This is a genomic window from Amycolatopsis sp. MJM2582 (assembly GCF_000754115.1).
GTDB lineage: Bacteria > Actinomycetota > Actinomycetes > Mycobacteriales > Pseudonocardiaceae > Amycolatopsis > Amycolatopsis japonica.
Genome location: NZ_JPLW01000002.1, coordinates 421,400 through 437,435, shown reverse-complemented (window position 1 = coordinate 437,435; position 16,036 = coordinate 421,400). Strand labels below are relative to the sequence as shown.

The following is a 16,036-nucleotide window of genomic DNA, read 5'->3' as shown; positions in this document are numbered from 1 at the left end:
CCTTCACGGACTTCAAGCTCACGAGAAGTGTTGCGGAACACCCCAAGGGTTGTCGTCCCGCAGCGGTTCCGGCAGCAGGTGCGAAGGCCAGTCCTGATAGGACACCGGACGCAGGAAGCGGTCCACCGCCGCCGTCCCGACCGAGGTCGACGCCGGTGACGTCGTCGCCGGGAACGGTCCGCCGTGCTGCATCGCGGCGGTCACCGCGACCCCGGTCGGCCAGCCACCCCACAGGATCCGCCCGCTGCGGTCGGCCAGCACCGGCCGCAGCGCTTCGACTTCGGAGGACTCCTCGGGCAGCGCGTGCACCGTCGTCGTCAGCTGACCGGGCAACGCCGACAGCACCGGCAGGACGTCGGAAAGCCGCGAGTACCGGACGACGACGCCCAGCGGACCGAAGCACTCTTCGGCCGCCTCAGGTACGAAGTCGGCCAGGTCGATTTCGAGCAGCCGAGCTCCAGGACCGGCGACGACCTCGCGCATGCCCGGTATCCCGGTCAGCCGCTCCACACCCGCGTCGAAGCCGGACGCGATCCGGTCGTTCAGGAACGGCGCGGCCGGGATCCCGCGCAACCGTTCGGCGACGAGCTCCACGAACGGGCTCTCCGACGGCGCGAACACCAGACCCGGATTCGTGCAGAACTGCCCGTTGCCCAGTGTCAGCGAGCCTGCGTAGCCCGCCGCCAGGTCTTCAGAGCGCGCGGCGCCCGGCAGGACGATCACCGGGTTCACGCTGCCGAGCTCGCCGTGGAACGGGATCGGAACCGGCCGTTCGGCCGCGATCCGCGCCAGAGCGAGGCCTCCCGCCACCGATCCGGTGAACGCGGCGGCCGCGATCGCCGGGTGACGCAGCGCCTCCACGCCTGCGGATTCTCCTTCGACGAGGCCGAAGATGTCACCCCAGGGGCCGAGAGCCTCTTCGATGATCGCCGCCGTGCGACGGGACAACTCGGGATGTCCGGGATGCGCCTTGACCACCACCGGGCACCCGGCCACCCACGCCGACGCCGTGTCCCCGCCCGCCACGCTGAACGCGAACGGGAAGTTGCTCGCGGCGAACACCAGCACCGGCCCCACCGCGGTCCGATAGCGACGCAGCTCCGGACGCGGCCCGGGCGGCCACGACGGGTCGGCGCGGTCGATCCGGACGTCGTAGTACGCGCCGCTCCCGGCCGCGAGCAGCCGCAGCTGGAACGTCGTCCTGGCCAGTTCGCCGGTCAGCCGTGCGGTTCCCAGCCTGGTTTCCGCGTCGGCGATCTCGATCAGGGACGGCCCCGCCGCGTCCAGCGCGTCGGCGACACCGGTGATCACCTCTGCCCGCGTCGTCGGCGGCACGGCGGCCCATGCGGCGGCGATCTCCGCCGCCCGTTCGATTTCCTTCATGCTTCCTTCCTTTCCGGGTTCTCCGCCGAGTTCCGGAATCCGAACAGCGCGTACACCACCAGCCCGAGCACCATCCAGGCCGCGAACCGCAGCCAGGTCAGCGCGTCCAGGTTCGCGATCAGCCAGACCGCGAACGCCACCCCGACCAGCGGCACGAACGGGACCCACGGCGTGCGGAACGACCGCGGCAGATCCGGCCGGGTGCGCCGCAGCACCACCACCGCGATCGACACCACGATGAACGCGGCCAGGATCCCGATGTTCGTCAGATCCGCGGCCTCCTTGATCGGCAGGAAGCCCGCGATGACCGCCGAGCCGATCCCGACCGGCCAGATCACCCGCGTCGGCACCCTGCGCCGGGGGTGGGTGCGGGCGAAGTACCGCGGCAGCAGGCCGTCCCGGCTCATCGCGAACCAGATCCGCGACACCGCCAGCATGTTCGCGAACGCCGACGTGGTGATCCCGAGGATGCCGCCGACCGCGACGACCGTACCCAGCCCGGCCAGCCCGACCGCGGCCAGCGCGCTCGAAAACGGGCTGTGCACGTCGATCTGGTCGTAGCGCTGCATGCCGACCAGCACGATCGACACCAGCAGGTAGATCACCGCCGCGATGGCGAGCGACACGATGATCGCCTTGGGCAGCAACCGTTTCGCCTCGACGCTCTCCTCCGCGGCGGCCGTCATCGCGTCGTAGCCGTACACCGCGAAGAACGTCGTCGCCGCTCCCGCGACCGCGCCGCCGATGCCGTAGGGCAGGAACGGGCTGAAGTTCCCCGCCGAGATGTGGAACGCGCCGGCGACCACGACCAGCGCCACGATCGCCAGCTTGATCACCACCAGCGCCGTCTCGAACCGGGCGGATTGCTTGCTGCCACGGGAAAGGACGAACGCCAGCAGCAGGCACAGCAGCGCGGCGAACAGGTCGACGCGGTGCCCCGGCCCGGTCCCCGGTGCCCCGAGCATCCACGACGGCAGGTCAAGGCCGACCTGCTCCACGACGTAGGACAGGTAGCCGGACACCGCGATCGCCACCACCGCGACGATCGCGGTGTACTCCAGCAGCAGATCCCAGCCGATCAGCCAGCCCGCGATCTCCCCCAGCGCCGCGTACGAGTAGGTGTACGCGGATCCGGCACGCGGGATGAGCCCGGCGAACTCCGCGTAACACAGAGCGGCCGCCGAGCTGGCGATGATCGCGATCAGGAACGAGATCATCACGCCGGGTCCGGCCTGCTGGTTCGCGACCACACCCGCCAGCGAGAAGACCCCGGCGCCGACCAGGCCGCCGAGGCTGAGCGAGACCAACTGCCAGAGGCCCATCGTGCGGGGAAGCCCGCCGGGACCGGCCTCGTCGGGACCTTCGAAGGACTTGCGCCGGAAGAGCCCGGAGCGCGAGAAAAGCTTGGGCTGAGGCCGGATCGTCGTTGATTCGGGCATGACAAATCCCTTCCGGACCGCGCGAGGCGGCCCGGGTCGGCGGTGGGGAGCGGGGTTAGAGGACGAACCCCGCGGGGAACGGGTCGTCCGGGTCCAGCAGATAGGTAGCGTTGCCGGTGATCCAGGCCCGCCCGGAGAACTCCGGCACCACCGCGGGGACGCCGCCGACGGTGGTCTCGGCGACCAGCTCACCGGTGAACGTGGTGCCGATGAACGAACTGTTCTCGAACGGCGTGTGCAACGGGAGTTCGCCTCGGGCGTGGAGCTGCGCCATCCTGGCCGACGTGCCGGTGCCGCAAGGTGATCGGTCGAACCAGCCGGGATGGATCGCCATCGCGTTCCGTGACGCCTTGGCGTCGGAGCCCGGGGCGAGGAACTGGACGTGTTTGCAGCCGCCGATCAGCGGATCGGCCGGATGTTCCGGCGGCCGCTGGTCGTTGATGGCCGCCATGATGTCCAGCCCCGCGGCGAGGATCCGGTCCTTCTCCGCCCTGTCGAACGGGATGTCCACTTGGGACAGTTCGAGGATGGCGTAGAAGTTGCCGCCGTAGGCCAGGTCGTAACGCACTTCGCCCAGCCCCGGCACGTCGACGACGGCGTCCCGCTCGGCGAGGAACGACGCGACGTTGCGCAGTTTGACGCGGACCGCGCGGCCGTCCCGGACCTCGACCTCGGCGTGCACGAGCCCGGCCGGGGTGTCCAGCCGGACCACGGTCTTGGGTTCGGTCACCTCGACCATGCCGGTCTCCACCAGCACGGTCGCGACGCCGATGGTGCCGTGCCCGCACATCGGCAGGCAGCCGGACACCTCGATGTACACCACACCCCAGTCGGCGTCCGGCCTGGTCGGCGGCTGCAGGATCGCGCCGCTCATCGCCGAATGACCGCGCGGCTCGTTCATCAGGAACTGCCGCAGATGGTCCAGGTGGGCCATGAAGTACCGGCGGCGTTCGGCCATCGTGTCGCCGGGGATGACGCCGACCCCGCCGGTCACCACCCGGGTCGGCATGCCCTCGGTATGCGAGTCGACGGCGGTGATCGACCGGATCGACCGCACCTACGCCACCCCCAGCGAGGCGAGCGCGCGGCGCATGTCGGCGGTGACCTGCTCGCGGTGCTCCTCGGTCAGCGCGCCCCGCGGCGGACGGCACGGCCCGCCGTACCGGCCGACGAGGTCCATCCCGAGTTTGATCGCCTGGACGAACTCGGTACGCGAGTCCCAGCGGAACGCGGCCACCAGCGGTTCGTAGAGCGCCCTGGCCTCGTCGAGCTTGCCGGACCGTGCCAGGTCGAACAGGCGCACCGACTCGGCGGGGAACACGTTGGGGAATCCGGCGAACCAGCCCGTCGCGCCCATCAGCAGGCTCTCCAGCACCACGTCGTCGGCACCGCTGATCACGTCCAGGCCCGGTGCCTGCTCGCGGATCTCCAGCACCCGGCGGACGTCGCCGGAGAACTCCTTGACCGCGACCACGTTGTCGATCTGCGCGATCTCCGCGAGCAGCGCGGGCGTGAGGTCGACCTTCGTGTCGATGGGGTTGTTGTAGACCATCACCGGCAGGCCGACCGACGCCACCGCCTCGAAATGCGCGAGCACCTCGCCGCGGTTCGCCCGGTACATCGTGGGCGGCAGGCACAGCAGGCCGTCGGCGCCGTCCTCGGCGGCCACTTCGGCCCAGTACTTGGCCTGGTGCGATCCGGGGCCGTGCACGCCGACGACGACGATCCCGTCGTTCCCCACGGTTTCGATCGCGGTGCGGGCGACGCGGCGGCGTTCCTCGTCGGTCAGCGACGAGTACTCGCCGAGGGAGCCGTTCGGGCCGACGCCCCGGCAGCCGTTGTCGACCAGCCACCGGCAGTGCGCGGCGTAGGCGTCGTAGTCCACGGCCAGCCCGGCGGGTGCCGACGCGTCGTCCCGGTACGGGAGGGCGGTCGCGACGACGACGCCACCGAGGTCGGGGGTGCTCATTCAGGTTCTCCTTCGGTTCGGGCGGCGAGTTCGCCCAGCCGGATCGGCTGGACGATCGGGCGGTGGTGCCGTTCGGCGCCACCGCAGAGTTCGGCTACGGTCGGGCCGCAGATCCGGCCTTGGCACGGGCCGAGACCGGCACGGGTGCCGAGTTTCAGCGCATGCGGTCCGGGACAGGACGCGTCCTCGGTCGCACGCTTCAGTTCGCCGTACGTGGTTTCCTCGCAACGGCAGACGATCGTGTCTTCGTGCAGCCAGCTTCGCCAGGCCGGGCCGATCGGGTGGGCGGCGGCGAGACGTTCGGCGAAGGCGCGGGCCCGATCGCGGGCGCGGAGCAGTGCCGCGTCCGGCGTTCCTCCGGCGGCGGCGCAGCCGGCGACCGCGCCTTCCGCAGCGGCGGTGATCGCACCGCCGATGCCGGTGATCTCGCCCGCGGCGAAGACACCGTCCACTGTGGTCTGTTGGGCGGTGTCGACCCGGACGAACCCGTCGTCCAGGGCACAGCCCGCCGCGACGGCCAGTTCCGGCTGCGGGCTGAAACCGTGGCCGACGCAGACCGCGTCGACCTCGTAGACGCGTTCGGTACCGGGCACGACGGACCAGTCCGCGCGCACTTTCGCGGTCACGACCTCGCGGACGCGGTCGGCGCCGCGGGCCTCGATCACCGTCCGGCCCATCAGGTACGGGACCCGGTGCCTGGCCAGTGTCGCGGCGTAACGCGCCAGCTCACCCGCCTTCCCGGCGTGCGCGGTGAGGTGCCACGGCCGGGACGACCATCCTTTTCGGACGGTCGAGGCCGGGTTCGCCTCCAGCACCGCGACCACCTCGGCCCCGACGCCCAGCAAGGATTCCGCGACCGGCAGCAGGAACGGCCCGGCACCGGCGACGAGGACCCGTCCGCCGATCGCGACCCGCTCCCCCTTCGCCAGCGCCTGAGCCGCGCCCGCGGTGTACACGCCGGGCAGTTCCCAGCCGGGGAACGGCAAGGTGCGGTCGTGCGCGCCGGTCGCCAGGATCAGCGAGTCCGGGACGAGGGTCAGCCGCTCCCGTCCGGAGCCGTCGGACGGTCCCCGCAGGACGTGCACCCGCTTCTCCGCCCGGTCGAACGCCCAGACGGTGGAGCCGGGCCACCACCGGCATCGCGGATGCGTGAGGATCCGGCGGCGCCGGTCGAAGTCCGCCCGGCCGTGCTGGATCCGGTCCGGACGCTTCGCCGCATAGACCTCGGGAAGCATCCGGTGGTACTGGCCGCCGGGGGTCTCCGCCTGATCCAGCACCGTGACCCGGGCACCGGCCCGCAGCGCGTGCTCGGCCGCCGCGAGCCCGGCGGGCCCGGCGCCGACGATCACCACGTTCACGCCGTCTCCTCCCGTGACTGGGTGCGGATTTCGTCGCCGTCGGCGGCCGGACGGCGGCACGCGCGGACGTCGGGCACGTCGTTCACCGTGAGCAGGCAGTCGAAACACGCGCCGATCCCGCAGAACACCCCGCGCGGAGCCCCGGAACGCGTGGTCCGCCAGGAGGTCCGTCCCGCGGCGAGCAGCATCCCCGCCACGCTCTGGCCCTCGATCCCGGTCACGGGTTCGCCGTCGACGGTGATCCGGATCGGCCGGTCGGTGCGGTCCACCGGATCGCGATCGCGCGGCAGCAGCCATCCGCTCATGCCGCCACCTCCGCCAGTACCGCGGAACGGTCCACGGTGAACTCGCCGACCGGCATCGCGGGCTCGGTCCCGGTGAGCAGTTCGCGCAGCAACCGCGCGGTGCCGACGCTCAGCCCGATCCCGGCGCCTTCGTGCCCGGTGGCGTGCCAGAGGTTCCCGAGCCGCGGATCCTCGCCGAGCACCGGGAGGTGATCGTCGACGTACGGCCGGAAGCCGCCGTACGCACGCATGATCGCGGCGTCGGCGAGCGACGGGAACAGCCGCAGCGCCTTGACCGCGATGGCGCTCAGCACCTCCGGGCGGATCGCGTCGTCGAACTCCACCCGGCGGCGTGAAGAACCGATCAGCACGGTGCCGCCCCAGGTCGACTCGACGACGGCGGACGTCTGCAACTCGCCAGAGTCGGCGCCGACCGCACCGACGTAATCGGCGTCGTAGACCTTGTGCCGCACCACACCCGGCATCGGCGTGGTCACCAGTACCTCGCCACGGCGGGGGCGGACGGCGATCGGGGCGCCGAGGCGCGCCGACACCTGGCCGGCCCACGGGCCCGCGGCGTTCACGACCACGTCGGCCGCGATCACCTCGCCGGGCACACGGACGCCGGTGATCCGTCCGTTGTGGACGGTCGCGCCGACGACCTCGGTGTCGAAGCGCAACTGGGCGCCATGGCGTAGAGCCGAGCCCAGCAGGGCCAATGCCGCGCCCGCGGGCTGGACCTGCGCGTCCTCCGGGTAGTGGAACGCGGCGGTCACCTCGCGGGTCAGCGCGGGCTCAGCCTCGGCAAGTTCCTTATGGGACAACGGTTCCGCGCGGACCCCGGTTTGCGAGGCGGCGAACGCGGCGAGCGCGACGGCTCCGTCGTCCGTGGTGGCGACGACGATGCCACCCTTGGGGTCGTACTCGATCGACGTAGCGGCGCGCGCGTCCTCGTCGGCGATCTCGGCGACCACCCGGGGCCACAACGCGGTCGAAAGCTTCGCGAGTTCGAGTTCCGCGCCAGGTCCCTTGTCGGAGACCAGGATGTTGCCCTCACCGTGCGACGTGGTCCCTCCGGCGGGACGGCCGCGATCCACGACCACGACGTCGAACCCGGCCAGGGTCAGCTCACGGGCACACGCGGCGCCGACGATCCCCGCGCCGAGGACAACCACACGCGTTCGGTTCAACGACCCTCCAGCGTTCGGTAAAGCGAACGATCGGAGAGTAGGTTCCACCCAGGACGGGTGTCAATACCTCGGGCGCGGTCAGCCCTTCAGCACGGGATGCGGCCTGCCGTCGAGCCGTTCGTCGGCGCGGTACTGCAGCAACAGGACCGAGTGCACCGGCCCCGCCGAAGCGGTGTAGCAATGCGGCTCGCGGGCGTCGAAGGCGACGTAATCCCCCGGGCCGACCTCGACGCTGCGGCCCGCGACCTCGACCAGCAGCGATCCGGTCTGCACGATGGTGTGCTCGACCCCGACGTGCCCCTGCGAACGTTGCGGCGCGTCCCCGCGCACGACCTGGTCGTACACCTCGAAGACGCCGTCACCGGTCTCGATCCGCCGCAGCGGCCGGAGATCCACTCCCTCGCCGCTGAGCACCTCGACGTCGGCGCCGCGCACCACGGTGAGCGCACCGCCCGCCCGATGGTCGAGCAGGTCGGAGATCGCCACCTCCAGCACCCTGGACAGGCTGAACACGGTCTCGATGGTCGGATTGCCGCCACCGGACTCCAGCTGGGACAGCGTCGCCTTGCCGATTCCCGACCGCCGGGCGAGCTCCGACAGCGAAATCCCCCTCGCCGCCCTGGCCGCGCGCAGGTTGACCGCCAGCATGTCCCGGATCGAGGGCGTCTCGTCCTCCACCGCTTCTCCCCTGTCGTTCGTCAAACCGTACGATCTCGTTCGCTTTGCCGATCGAGTTCGCGGACATCATGACACGCCCCGCGACGGGGAGGGCATAGCCGCGGCCGATGGGGCGGCGCGATGGTGGGCGGCGCGGGCCGCGATGAAACTCCTTCACCAACCGGTGTGTCACCGTCGACACAGGGTCACGGGCGCACCGTCGTTCCTGCCAGCGAGGAGATTCCCGTGCAGCTGATCCGCAGATCCGCAGGCCGACGACTTCGGGCGTTCGGCGCGGTGCTCATCACCACCCTCGGGCTGACCGCGGCCGCCGTCGCGCCGCCGGCGACCGCCGCCGCGAACGCCTGTCTCACCGGCACGCTCGTCTTCGACCATCTCGACGCGGAGGCCGGGACCAGCAAGCCGCTGCGCACCCAGGTCGCCCGGAACGCGAACTGGGAACTGTGGGGCCGAACCGGTTCCGGCACGACGACCCGGCTCGCCGCCGGGATCACCGGCGCCTCCGACGGTCGCTTCACCGCCTGCCACACGGCGTCCCTGGCTGAGGCGTACGTGCGCTTCCGGTCGAGCAGCACGGCGATGTGGCGGGTCGTCAAGGCCGCGAACAACACCACCGACTACACGTTCGACTCGGCGCGCCGCACGAACGTCTCCGGCACCCAGGACCTCGGCACGGTGAAGGTGCCCTCGACGCTCCAGCGCGCGTGGAAGGTCGTGGACACGCTCAACGTCTTGTACTGGAAGCGCGCCAACCCGTCGTCCTCGTGCTGGACGGCCCGGCAGTCCGACGGCCGCTGCGACCAGATCACCTTCGTCTGGGATCCGAAGGTCGCCGACGGCGGCTACTGGGACTACCCGAACACGAACTACGTCTTCCTCGGCAACACCATGCCCGATTCGAAGCACCTCATCCTCCACGAGGCCGGGCACTGGCTGCAGTGGCAGCTCTACGGCCGCGACTTCCCCGTCGTCACCGGCTGCAACCCGCACTACATCGAGAAGCACAGCTCGGAATCGTGCGCGTGGACCGAAGGCTTCGCCGACGCCGTCGCCGCCTACGCCCTCGGCGACTACCGCTACGTCTACGACAACGGCAGCTCGTACAGCTTCGAGAACGACGCCTCGACCCCCGGCTGGGACGACGGCGACACCGTGCAGGGGCGCGTCGGCTCGTCGCTGCTCGACCTGTGGGCGGCGGACGGACCGGACGGCGGGAACTGGAACCGCACGATCGCGTTGATGACCCGCGACTTCAGCCAGGACTTCCGCGAGTACTTCACCGAGGACCGGCCGGCCGCGGGCCTGTCCACGACCGGTGCCGCCGAGCGGATCCTCGCCGGCCACACCATCTCGTACTGACGCGACAGGTGATGACGCCATCGGCTGGTGCGTGCGGTGGTCGATGGCGTCATCACAGCGGGTCGTGAGTGGACGACACGCGTGACTACATGGACGACACGCGTGATCAGGGGGACGACACGCGTGACTGGATGGACGACACGCGCTGGGACTCGGCCGCGAGAGTGTCGTCCGTCCAGACACCCGTGTCGTCCACTCAGTCACGCGTGTCGTCCATTCAGTCACGCGAAACCGCACGATCGTAGGTACCTAAGACACGGCGGTCCTTGCGCCCAAAGCCCCCTTCACCGCGTCGGATGCGGGGAAAGCGTCCTTCAGCCCCTGGCTGCCTGGACCCAGGCGGTGATCTCGTCGGCGGTCGAAGGGAAACCGCCGGAGAGCAGGTCGTATCCCGATCCGGTGACCACGACGTCGTCCTCGATGCGGACGCCCAGGCCGCGCAGTTCGGGCGGCACGGTGCGGTCGCCGGCGTGGAAGTACAGACCCGGCTCGACCGCCAGCGCCATCCCCTCGGCGAGCGTGCCCTCGCGGTAGGTGGAGGGATGCGCGGCGGCGCAGTCGTGGACGTCCAGCCCGAGGAAATGGCCGGTACCGCAGACGATGTACCGCCGGTGCTGCTGCCCGTCCGGCGACAGCGCTTCGTCCACCGACACCGGGAGGAGTCCCCAATCGTGCAACCCCTCCGCGAGCACGCGCAGCGCCGTCGCCTGGAAAGCGCCGTAGTCCTGACCGGGGCGGACCTCGCCCAGCGCCGCGACGTGCGCCTTGTGCACCAGGTCGTAGACGTCGCGCTGGGCCTTCGTGAACTCCCCGCCGACCGGGAAGGTCCGGGTGATGTCGGCCGTGTACAGGGAATCCACCTCGACGCCGGCGTCGAGCAGCAGCAGGCTGTCCTCGGTCACCTTCCCGTCGCAGCGCGTCCAGTGCAGGATCGGGGCGTGCGGCCCGGCGGCCACGATGGAGGTGTAGCCGGGGCCGGTGCCTTCGGTGCGCGCACGGCGGTCGAAGGTGCCCTGCAGCCAGCGTTCCCCGCCGCCGCGAACCGCCTCCGGGAGCGCGGCCAGCACGTCCGCGAAGCCGAGGGCGGTCGCGTCGACGGCGTCACGAAGCTGGCCGATCTCCCAGTCGTCCTTGATACGGCGCAATTCGGCGAGGACCGTCCGGAGCCGCTCGCTGTGGCCGAAGCGGTACGCGTCGAGCGCGGGATCGACCCCGGCACCGACCAGGAAACTCGGGTTCCGCCCGCGCAAACCGTGCGGGAGATCCTCCAGCGGGCGGCATTCGATGCCGAGCGCGTCCCCGTACGCGGCCGGTCCGGCGGCGGAGCCGACCCACAGCGGGCTGGTGTCGGCGTCGCCGACGAAGTCCGGCTCGTGCCCCTCGGCGGGCCGCGGGACGTACAACGTGGCGTGGTGGCTGTCCCCCGCCGGGGTCATCACCAGGATCGCGCCCTCACGCTGGCAACCGGTGAGCCAGACGAAATCGCTGTCGGCGCGGAAGCCGTGGAAGGTGTCGTTGGACCGCACCACGGCCCGGCCCGCCGCGAGCGCGATGCGCTGACCGGGCAGTTCCGCCGACAGCCTGCCACGATGTGCGGCGGCCGCCTCGGCGGTGCCCAGCGGCACCTCCACCACGTCGTCCGCGGGCTCCCAGCCGTCGCTGATCCAGTTCCGGAACCCTTTGGCGGCCAGCAGCGCGCGCAGATCCGGCCGGGTTCGGTCACCGGTCATCGGCACCCCTTTCAGGTAGTCATGGTCCTGGCCGCACCTTCGCACCGCGACGGACCCGGCCGTAATGACCGGCGGCGATAGACTCCGCCTATGGCCCTGGAGATCCGGCACCTGCGGGCGATCTGCGCCATCGCCGAAGCGGGCAGCCTCTCGCAGGCCGCCGCCGCGCTGGGCATGTCCCAGCCCTCGCTGACCTCGCTGCTCCAGCGACTCGAACGGCAGATCGGCGCGCCGTTGTTCGTCCGCAGCCACACCGGCGTGACGCCGACCCCGGTCGGCGAGCAGACGTTGCGCCGCGCGCTGACCCTGCTCGTGGAGTTCGACCGGTTCGAGAGCGATCTCCTCGGCGCGCTCGGCGACGGCCCGGTGCGGCTCGGATCGTCCCAAATGGACTGTCTGCCCACCTTCGTCGAGCGGCTGGACGACGCGCTGCCGGGGCTGGACGTCACCGTCCACGTGGAACCCTCCAGCGCGGTGCTGGCGCAGGCGCTCGCCCGGGCGACACTGGACATCGCCGTCATCGCCATGTCCGACGACCAGGAAGTGCCGCTGGCGAAGCATCTCGGGCACCGGGTGCTGTTCTCGTGGCTGCCCGTCTTCGTCGGCATACCGGCACGGCACCGGCTCGCCGGCGGTTTCGAGGTCGACCTGGCCGACCTCGCGGACGAGGCGTGGATCGGGCCGCCCGGTCCCGAGGACGGCTCGCTGACGTCGTTGCGCGCCGCGACACATCGCGCGGGATTCACGCCGCGGATCCGCTTCGAATGCCCGAACGGCGGCGGACGCCATCTGATCGCCGCCGGGCAGGCGGTGCAGCTCGTGGAACCCACCGCGCCCGAACTTCCCGGCATGGTCGTCCGGCCGTTGAAGGGCGACCCGATGCGGATGCGGCTCGTGCTGGCGTGGCGCAAGGAACGGCTGACGTGGGATCAGGCGGAGAACGTCTACCGCGCGGTGATGACGTCGTACACGCGGCACGCGATGGCGTCGACGCCGTTCCGGACGTGGTGGGAGCGGCGGCGGGATTCCCAGTCGTGGGACGGGCTGGTGGACTTCTTCCGGGCGGCCGGTTCTTGACGGGACCGGTGTGAAACCACCGGTTTCGAACAGCCTGTAACCCGATCCCGCCTCGCCGCGATTGACCTCCCGTACCGGGCGAACGGAGACGGGAGATGATGACGCAACGGCTGTGGCTGGGACTGGCGGTCGTCTACACGTGTACCGCCGTGGTCCAGCTCTACCTTCTCGCCAGCACCGGCGCCGTCTGGGCCGGGACACTCACCGCGGTCGGCTTCGTGGCGGCGCTCCTGTGCGTCCTCGCCGCCTGGAAGGCACCGAAACGAGAACGGGACGACACAAGGGAAATCGACTCTCACCGGCCCTAGCCACCGGGATATGGCGCGGCCCACGGCTCCTCGTCGAGGCCGACCCCGCCTGCGACGTACGCGATGGTCCGGTACCAGCCCGCCAGCACGAGGAACTCCAGGAGCTGCGAGGCCGGATAGTGCTCGGCGAGCGCGGCCCAGGCGGCGTCGGAAACCGTTGCCGTGTCGTGGAGTTCGTCGACGGCGGCGATCAGGGCGCGGTGCCGCTCCGGCCAGGCGGGATGCCCGGAGTCGCCGGACACGGTGGCTTCCAGCTGTTCCGGCGTCAAGCCGACCATCGGTGCGAAAACCGCGGCGTGGACACCCCATTCGTAGCGGCATCCGCAGCGGGCGGTTACCCGCGCGATGACGATTTCCCGGTCCAGCGCGGGTAATTCGCCGTGCGCGAGCAGACCGGCCCCCAGGACGCGCATCCGCGACGCCAGCTCCGGATGACGCTGCAGCAACCGGAACAGCGCGAGCGGCTCCTCCGTCACGCCGGGCGGCATCCATTTGCGCAGGGCTTGTTCGACGTCCGCCTCGTAGGGCGGGGCGAGTGGCGCCATCCGGGCCATGACCACCTCCGGTGCTTCGATTTCAGAACCACTATGCTGCTTCGAAAGTCGAAGCACAAGGGGGTGCCATGCCCGACCATCCGATCCCGCGGCCCGGGCGGCCGGTCCGCGGCTCCGAAACCGGCCGACCGCTCATGGCCGCGCTCGATCTGCTGGGGCGCCGCTGGACCCTGCGGGTGATCTGGGAACTGCGCGAGGGCGACGTCGGCTTCCGGGAACTCCGGCGGCGCTGCGAGCACATGTCGTCGAGCGTGCTCGCCACCAGGCTGGGCGAGCTCACCGAAGCCCGCATCGTCGAAACCGGTGGCGAGGGTTACCGCCTGACACCATTGGGGGAACGGCTTCTCGACGCGTTGCACCCGCTGGAGAAATGGGGCCTCGCCTGGGAAAAGGCGCTGCGTGAGTGACGAGGTCACCCACCGTTCACCGCACGCGGCCTTGCCAGGACAGGTGAGCGGCGTACGGTGAGCAGTACGTGAGGTTGAGTCCAGCAGCCCGCGCGAACGACCCGCATGTCCGCGGCCCAGCACCTTCACAGGGCGACGCGGCGGCGAGTTCACTTGCGCAACAGCTGTGCAGGCTTACCCGTTGTCCGTCTCGTCCCCGGCGATCCGGGAGACACCATCATGACCGAACGCATTCCTTTCACGCGGAGCAACCGCGACGGCCCCGCGCTCCACCCCGCCGTTCCGCTGCCCCGTCCGTCCGCCGAGAACCTCTTGCGGGTCCAGCGGATCCGGTGGAACGACGACCTGCTGGTCATCGCCGCGGCCGGGGAGATCGACCTCGCCACCGCGGGACGGCTGGAACAGGCCCTGCGTGGCCGCTTGCCCGCCGCCACCGTGCTCGATCTGAGCGAGGTCGGCTTCCTCGGCGTCGCCGGGTTGCGGGTCATCGAATCGGCCGCGGTCCGCGCCCGCGCCGAACGCCGCACGACCGGCGTCGTCGCCGAGGCCCGGCCGGTACTGCGCCTGCTGCACCTGTTCGGCTCCGAGACCCAGATCCCCGTCTACCGGCGCCTCGACCACGCGATCCTCGAGGTGTCGAACCAGTGAGGATCAGGCGAGCGGCAGGAGCGTGGACAGCCCCGTCTTCGAAGCCAGCCGCCGGATCGTGGGCGACGGAAGGAAACTCAGCACCACGCCTTGGGTGCTGCACCGCTCGTTGATCCCGACCAGGGTCGCCAAGCCGGTGGAATCGCAGAATTCCACACCTTCGAGGTCGACGACCAGCTTGCCCGGCACGGGCTCCAGCGCTTCCTCGAAGGTCTCCTTGAGGTCTTCGGAGGTCGTCAGATCGATCTCGCCCGCCACCGCGATGACGACCTCGGCGCCATCGGGCCTGGCGACGGACACCGAAAACGGAACCTCCCGGTGTTCGACGTCTCCGCTCGTCACCGTCATCCACCCCTCACGATCGGTACCCGACTGCCCCGAACATATCGGATGACGGCCCCCGCTCGCGCGGCTCACGTGTCCCGATCCGGGCGGTGCCTTAGCCTTGTCGATGGATCCGGCGGTCGTGGACCGCGGCGGACGACGAGGAGAAGCTTCGTGATGCCGATCGACGAGCCGGTGCGCAAGCACACCGACGAGCTGGTCCTCGAGGTCGCCGCCGTCCCTGCCCAGGCCGCCGCCTTGCGGGACGTCCTGGCGAAATGGGCCCTCGACCGGGGGCTTCCCCGGGAACTGGCCGAGGATCTCAAACTCACCGCCTACGAAGCGATGACGAACGTCGTCAAGCACGCCTACCCGGACGGCACCGAAGGCAACGTCATGACGGTGACCGCCGCCCACGACGACGGCATGCTCAAGATCAGCGTCGCCGACGAAGGCCGCTGGCGCGACGGCCGCCGCCCGGACGGCGGACGCGGGTTGCCGATCATCCGCGCCTTCGCGCCCGAGGCGTCGGTGACGAGCACGCCCACCGGGACCATCGTCCGGCTCGCCTGGCCCTGCCCCGCCCTCTGACCGGCTTCGGCCTCCTCCGGGCGTGCTCGGACGCGGGACTCGCGTGACTGGAGACGGATCACGCGTGATTGGAGGCGGAACGTGTCCAATCACGCGAGTCACGTGCCCAATCACGCGAATGACGTGATCGCGGCCGGCGCCCGGTCAGGGTTCGATCATCGGATGACGTCGTAGACCAGCTTCTGGATCCCGTTGCCGTAGGACTCGCTCTCGACGAGCTTGAGGTTCTGCTTGTCCTTGTCCGTGTCGCTGAACAGCTTCTTGCCCGCGCCGAGCAGGACCGGGAACAGCAGCAGGTGGTAGCGGTCGATCAGGCCGGCGTCGGCGAGGTTCCGGTCGAGTTCCGCGCTGCCGTGGACGATGATCGGCCCGCCCTCGGTCTCCTTGAGCTTCGCGACGTCGTCGAGCGAGCGCAGGATCGTGGTCTCGCCCCAGTTGTCGACGAGGTCCTCGTCCCGCAGCGTGGTCGACACGACGTACTTCGGCATCGCGTTGTACCCGGCGAATTCCTCGGTCATACCGGGCCACACCGGCGAAAACGCCTGGTAGCTGACCCGGCCCATCATCATCGCCGTGGCCTCGCCCTGCTCACGCCCCTTGAGCTCGTACGCCGCTTCGTCGAACTCGATGCCGTTGAAGGTCCAGCCGGAGTTGCGGTAGCCGGGCTCTCCGCCGGGGCCTTCGACGACGCCGTCGAGCGAGACGAACGCGGTGGCGATCAGGGTGCGCATCTGGTT

At 70.6% G+C, this 16,036-nt stretch carries 18 protein-coding genes; 6 read left to right on the top strand and 12 right to left on the bottom strand.

Going from position 1 to position 16,036, the window contains the following annotated elements:
- Positions 1-18 precede the first annotated feature (18 nt).
- The 8 genes from ED92_RS12285 to ED92_RS12250 form a co-directional block, all read right to left on the bottom strand.
- Positions 19-1,383 (bottom strand): aldehyde dehydrogenase (NADP(+)), encoded by a 1,365-nt coding sequence (locus ED92_RS12285; protein ID WP_037337092.1) that lies wholly within the window; start codon positions 1,381-1,383, stop codon positions 19-21.
- Positions 1,380-2,822, bottom strand: a complete 1,443-nt coding sequence (locus tag ED92_RS12280) for an amino acid permease (RefSeq protein ID WP_037337087.1) — start codon at positions 2,820-2,822, stop codon at positions 1,380-1,382. Before ED92_RS12280 ends, ED92_RS12285 begins: the two co-directional genes overlap by 4 nt.
- Before the next feature lie 55 nt (positions 2,823-2,877).
- On the bottom strand, positions 2,878-3,879 hold the full coding sequence (locus ED92_RS12275; RefSeq protein WP_037337085.1) for a proline racemase family protein: 1,002 nt from the start codon (positions 3,877-3,879) through the stop codon (positions 2,878-2,880).
- Positions 3,880-4,791 carry a dihydrodipicolinate synthase family protein gene (locus ED92_RS12270; protein WP_037337081.1) on the bottom strand — a complete coding sequence of 304 codons (912 nt, stop codon included), beginning with the start codon at positions 4,789-4,791 and terminating at the stop codon, positions 3,880-3,882.
- On the bottom strand, positions 4,788-6,149 hold the full coding sequence (locus ED92_RS12265; RefSeq protein WP_037337078.1) for an NAD(P)/FAD-dependent oxidoreductase: 1,362 nt from the start codon (positions 6,147-6,149) through the stop codon (positions 4,788-4,790). The genes ED92_RS12270 and ED92_RS12265 overlap by 4 nt, the downstream gene beginning before the upstream one ends.
- Positions 6,146-6,454 (bottom strand): (2Fe-2S)-binding protein, encoded by a 309-nt coding sequence (locus tag ED92_RS12260; RefSeq protein WP_052120494.1) that lies wholly within the window; start codon positions 6,452-6,454, stop codon positions 6,146-6,148. Before ED92_RS12260 ends, ED92_RS12265 begins: the two co-directional genes overlap by 4 nt.
- Positions 6,451-7,623: an FAD-binding oxidoreductase gene (locus tag ED92_RS12255; RefSeq protein WP_037337076.1), complete on the bottom strand. Its 1,173-nt coding sequence runs from the start codon at positions 7,621-7,623 to the stop codon at positions 6,451-6,453. Before ED92_RS12255 ends, ED92_RS12260 begins: the two co-directional genes overlap by 4 nt.
- A 78-nt stretch (positions 7,624-7,701) precedes the next feature.
- A complete protein-coding gene (locus ED92_RS12250; RefSeq protein WP_037337072.1) occupies positions 7,702-8,301 on the bottom strand; it encodes a helix-turn-helix transcriptional regulator in 600 nt (199 codons plus the stop codon).
- Positions 8,302-8,526: 225 nt separating this feature from the next.
- On the opposite strand from ED92_RS12250, the gene ED92_RS12245 reads away from it, so the two are divergent.
- On the top strand, positions 8,527-9,660 hold the full coding sequence (locus ED92_RS12245; RefSeq protein WP_037337070.1) for a hypothetical protein: 1,134 nt from the start codon (positions 8,527-8,529) through the stop codon (positions 9,658-9,660).
- Between the two features lie 314 nt (positions 9,661-9,974).
- Here the strand turns inward: ED92_RS12245 and ED92_RS12240 are convergent, their stop codons facing one another.
- Complete coding sequence (locus ED92_RS12240; RefSeq protein ID WP_037337067.1) at positions 9,975-11,390, bottom strand: aminopeptidase P family protein; 1,416 nt, start codon at positions 11,388-11,390, stop codon at positions 9,975-9,977.
- 90 nt (positions 11,391-11,480) lie between these two features.
- Here ED92_RS12240 and ED92_RS12235 point away from each other — a divergent pair, with 90 nt between their 5' ends.
- Together ED92_RS12235 and ED92_RS12230 are read left to right on the top strand one after the other, a co-directional pair.
- Positions 11,481-12,467, top strand: a complete 987-nt coding sequence (locus tag ED92_RS12235) for a LysR family transcriptional regulator (RefSeq protein ID WP_037337065.1) — start codon at positions 11,481-11,483, stop codon at positions 12,465-12,467.
- A gap of 95 nt (positions 12,468-12,562) precedes the next feature.
- Positions 12,563-12,775, top strand: a complete 213-nt coding sequence (locus tag ED92_RS12230; RefSeq protein WP_037337062.1) for a hypothetical protein — start codon at positions 12,563-12,565, stop codon at positions 12,773-12,775.
- Here the strand turns inward: ED92_RS12230 and ED92_RS12225 are convergent.
- On the bottom strand, positions 12,772-13,320 hold the full coding sequence (locus tag ED92_RS12225) for a carboxymuconolactone decarboxylase family protein (protein WP_235213257.1): 549 nt from the start codon (positions 13,318-13,320) through the stop codon (positions 12,772-12,774). The genes ED92_RS12230 and ED92_RS12225 overlap by 4 nt on opposite strands.
- Positions 13,321-13,397: 77 nt before the next feature.
- Between ED92_RS12225 and ED92_RS12220 the strand changes: the two genes are divergently transcribed.
- A complete protein-coding gene (locus tag ED92_RS12220) occupies positions 13,398-13,736 on the top strand; it encodes a helix-turn-helix domain-containing protein (RefSeq protein ID WP_037337059.1) in 339 nt (112 codons plus the stop codon).
- Positions 13,737-13,955: 219 nt separating this feature from the next.
- Positions 13,956-14,384: an STAS domain-containing protein gene (locus ED92_RS12215; RefSeq protein ID WP_037337057.1), complete on the top strand. Its 429-nt coding sequence runs from the start codon at positions 13,956-13,958 to the stop codon at positions 14,382-14,384.
- A 3-nt stretch (positions 14,385-14,387) separates the two neighbouring features.
- Here the strand turns inward: ED92_RS12215 and ED92_RS12210 are convergent, their stop codons facing one another.
- Positions 14,388-14,732: an STAS domain-containing protein gene (locus ED92_RS12210; protein WP_037337054.1), complete on the bottom strand. Its 345-nt coding sequence runs from the start codon at positions 14,730-14,732 to the stop codon at positions 14,388-14,390.
- A gap of 153 nt (positions 14,733-14,885) precedes the next feature.
- On the opposite strand from ED92_RS12210, the gene ED92_RS12205 reads away from it, so the two are divergent.
- Positions 14,886-15,299: an ATP-binding protein gene (locus ED92_RS12205; RefSeq protein ID WP_037337051.1), complete on the top strand. Its 414-nt coding sequence runs from the start codon at positions 14,886-14,888 to the stop codon at positions 15,297-15,299.
- Between the two features lie 155 nt (positions 15,300-15,454).
- Here the strand turns inward: ED92_RS12205 and ED92_RS12200 are convergent, their stop codons facing one another.
- Entirely contained in the window at positions 15,455-16,030 is a 576-nt protein-coding gene (locus ED92_RS12200; protein ID WP_037337048.1) for a dihydrofolate reductase family protein, read from the bottom strand.
- Positions 16,031-16,036 lie beyond the last annotated feature (6 nt).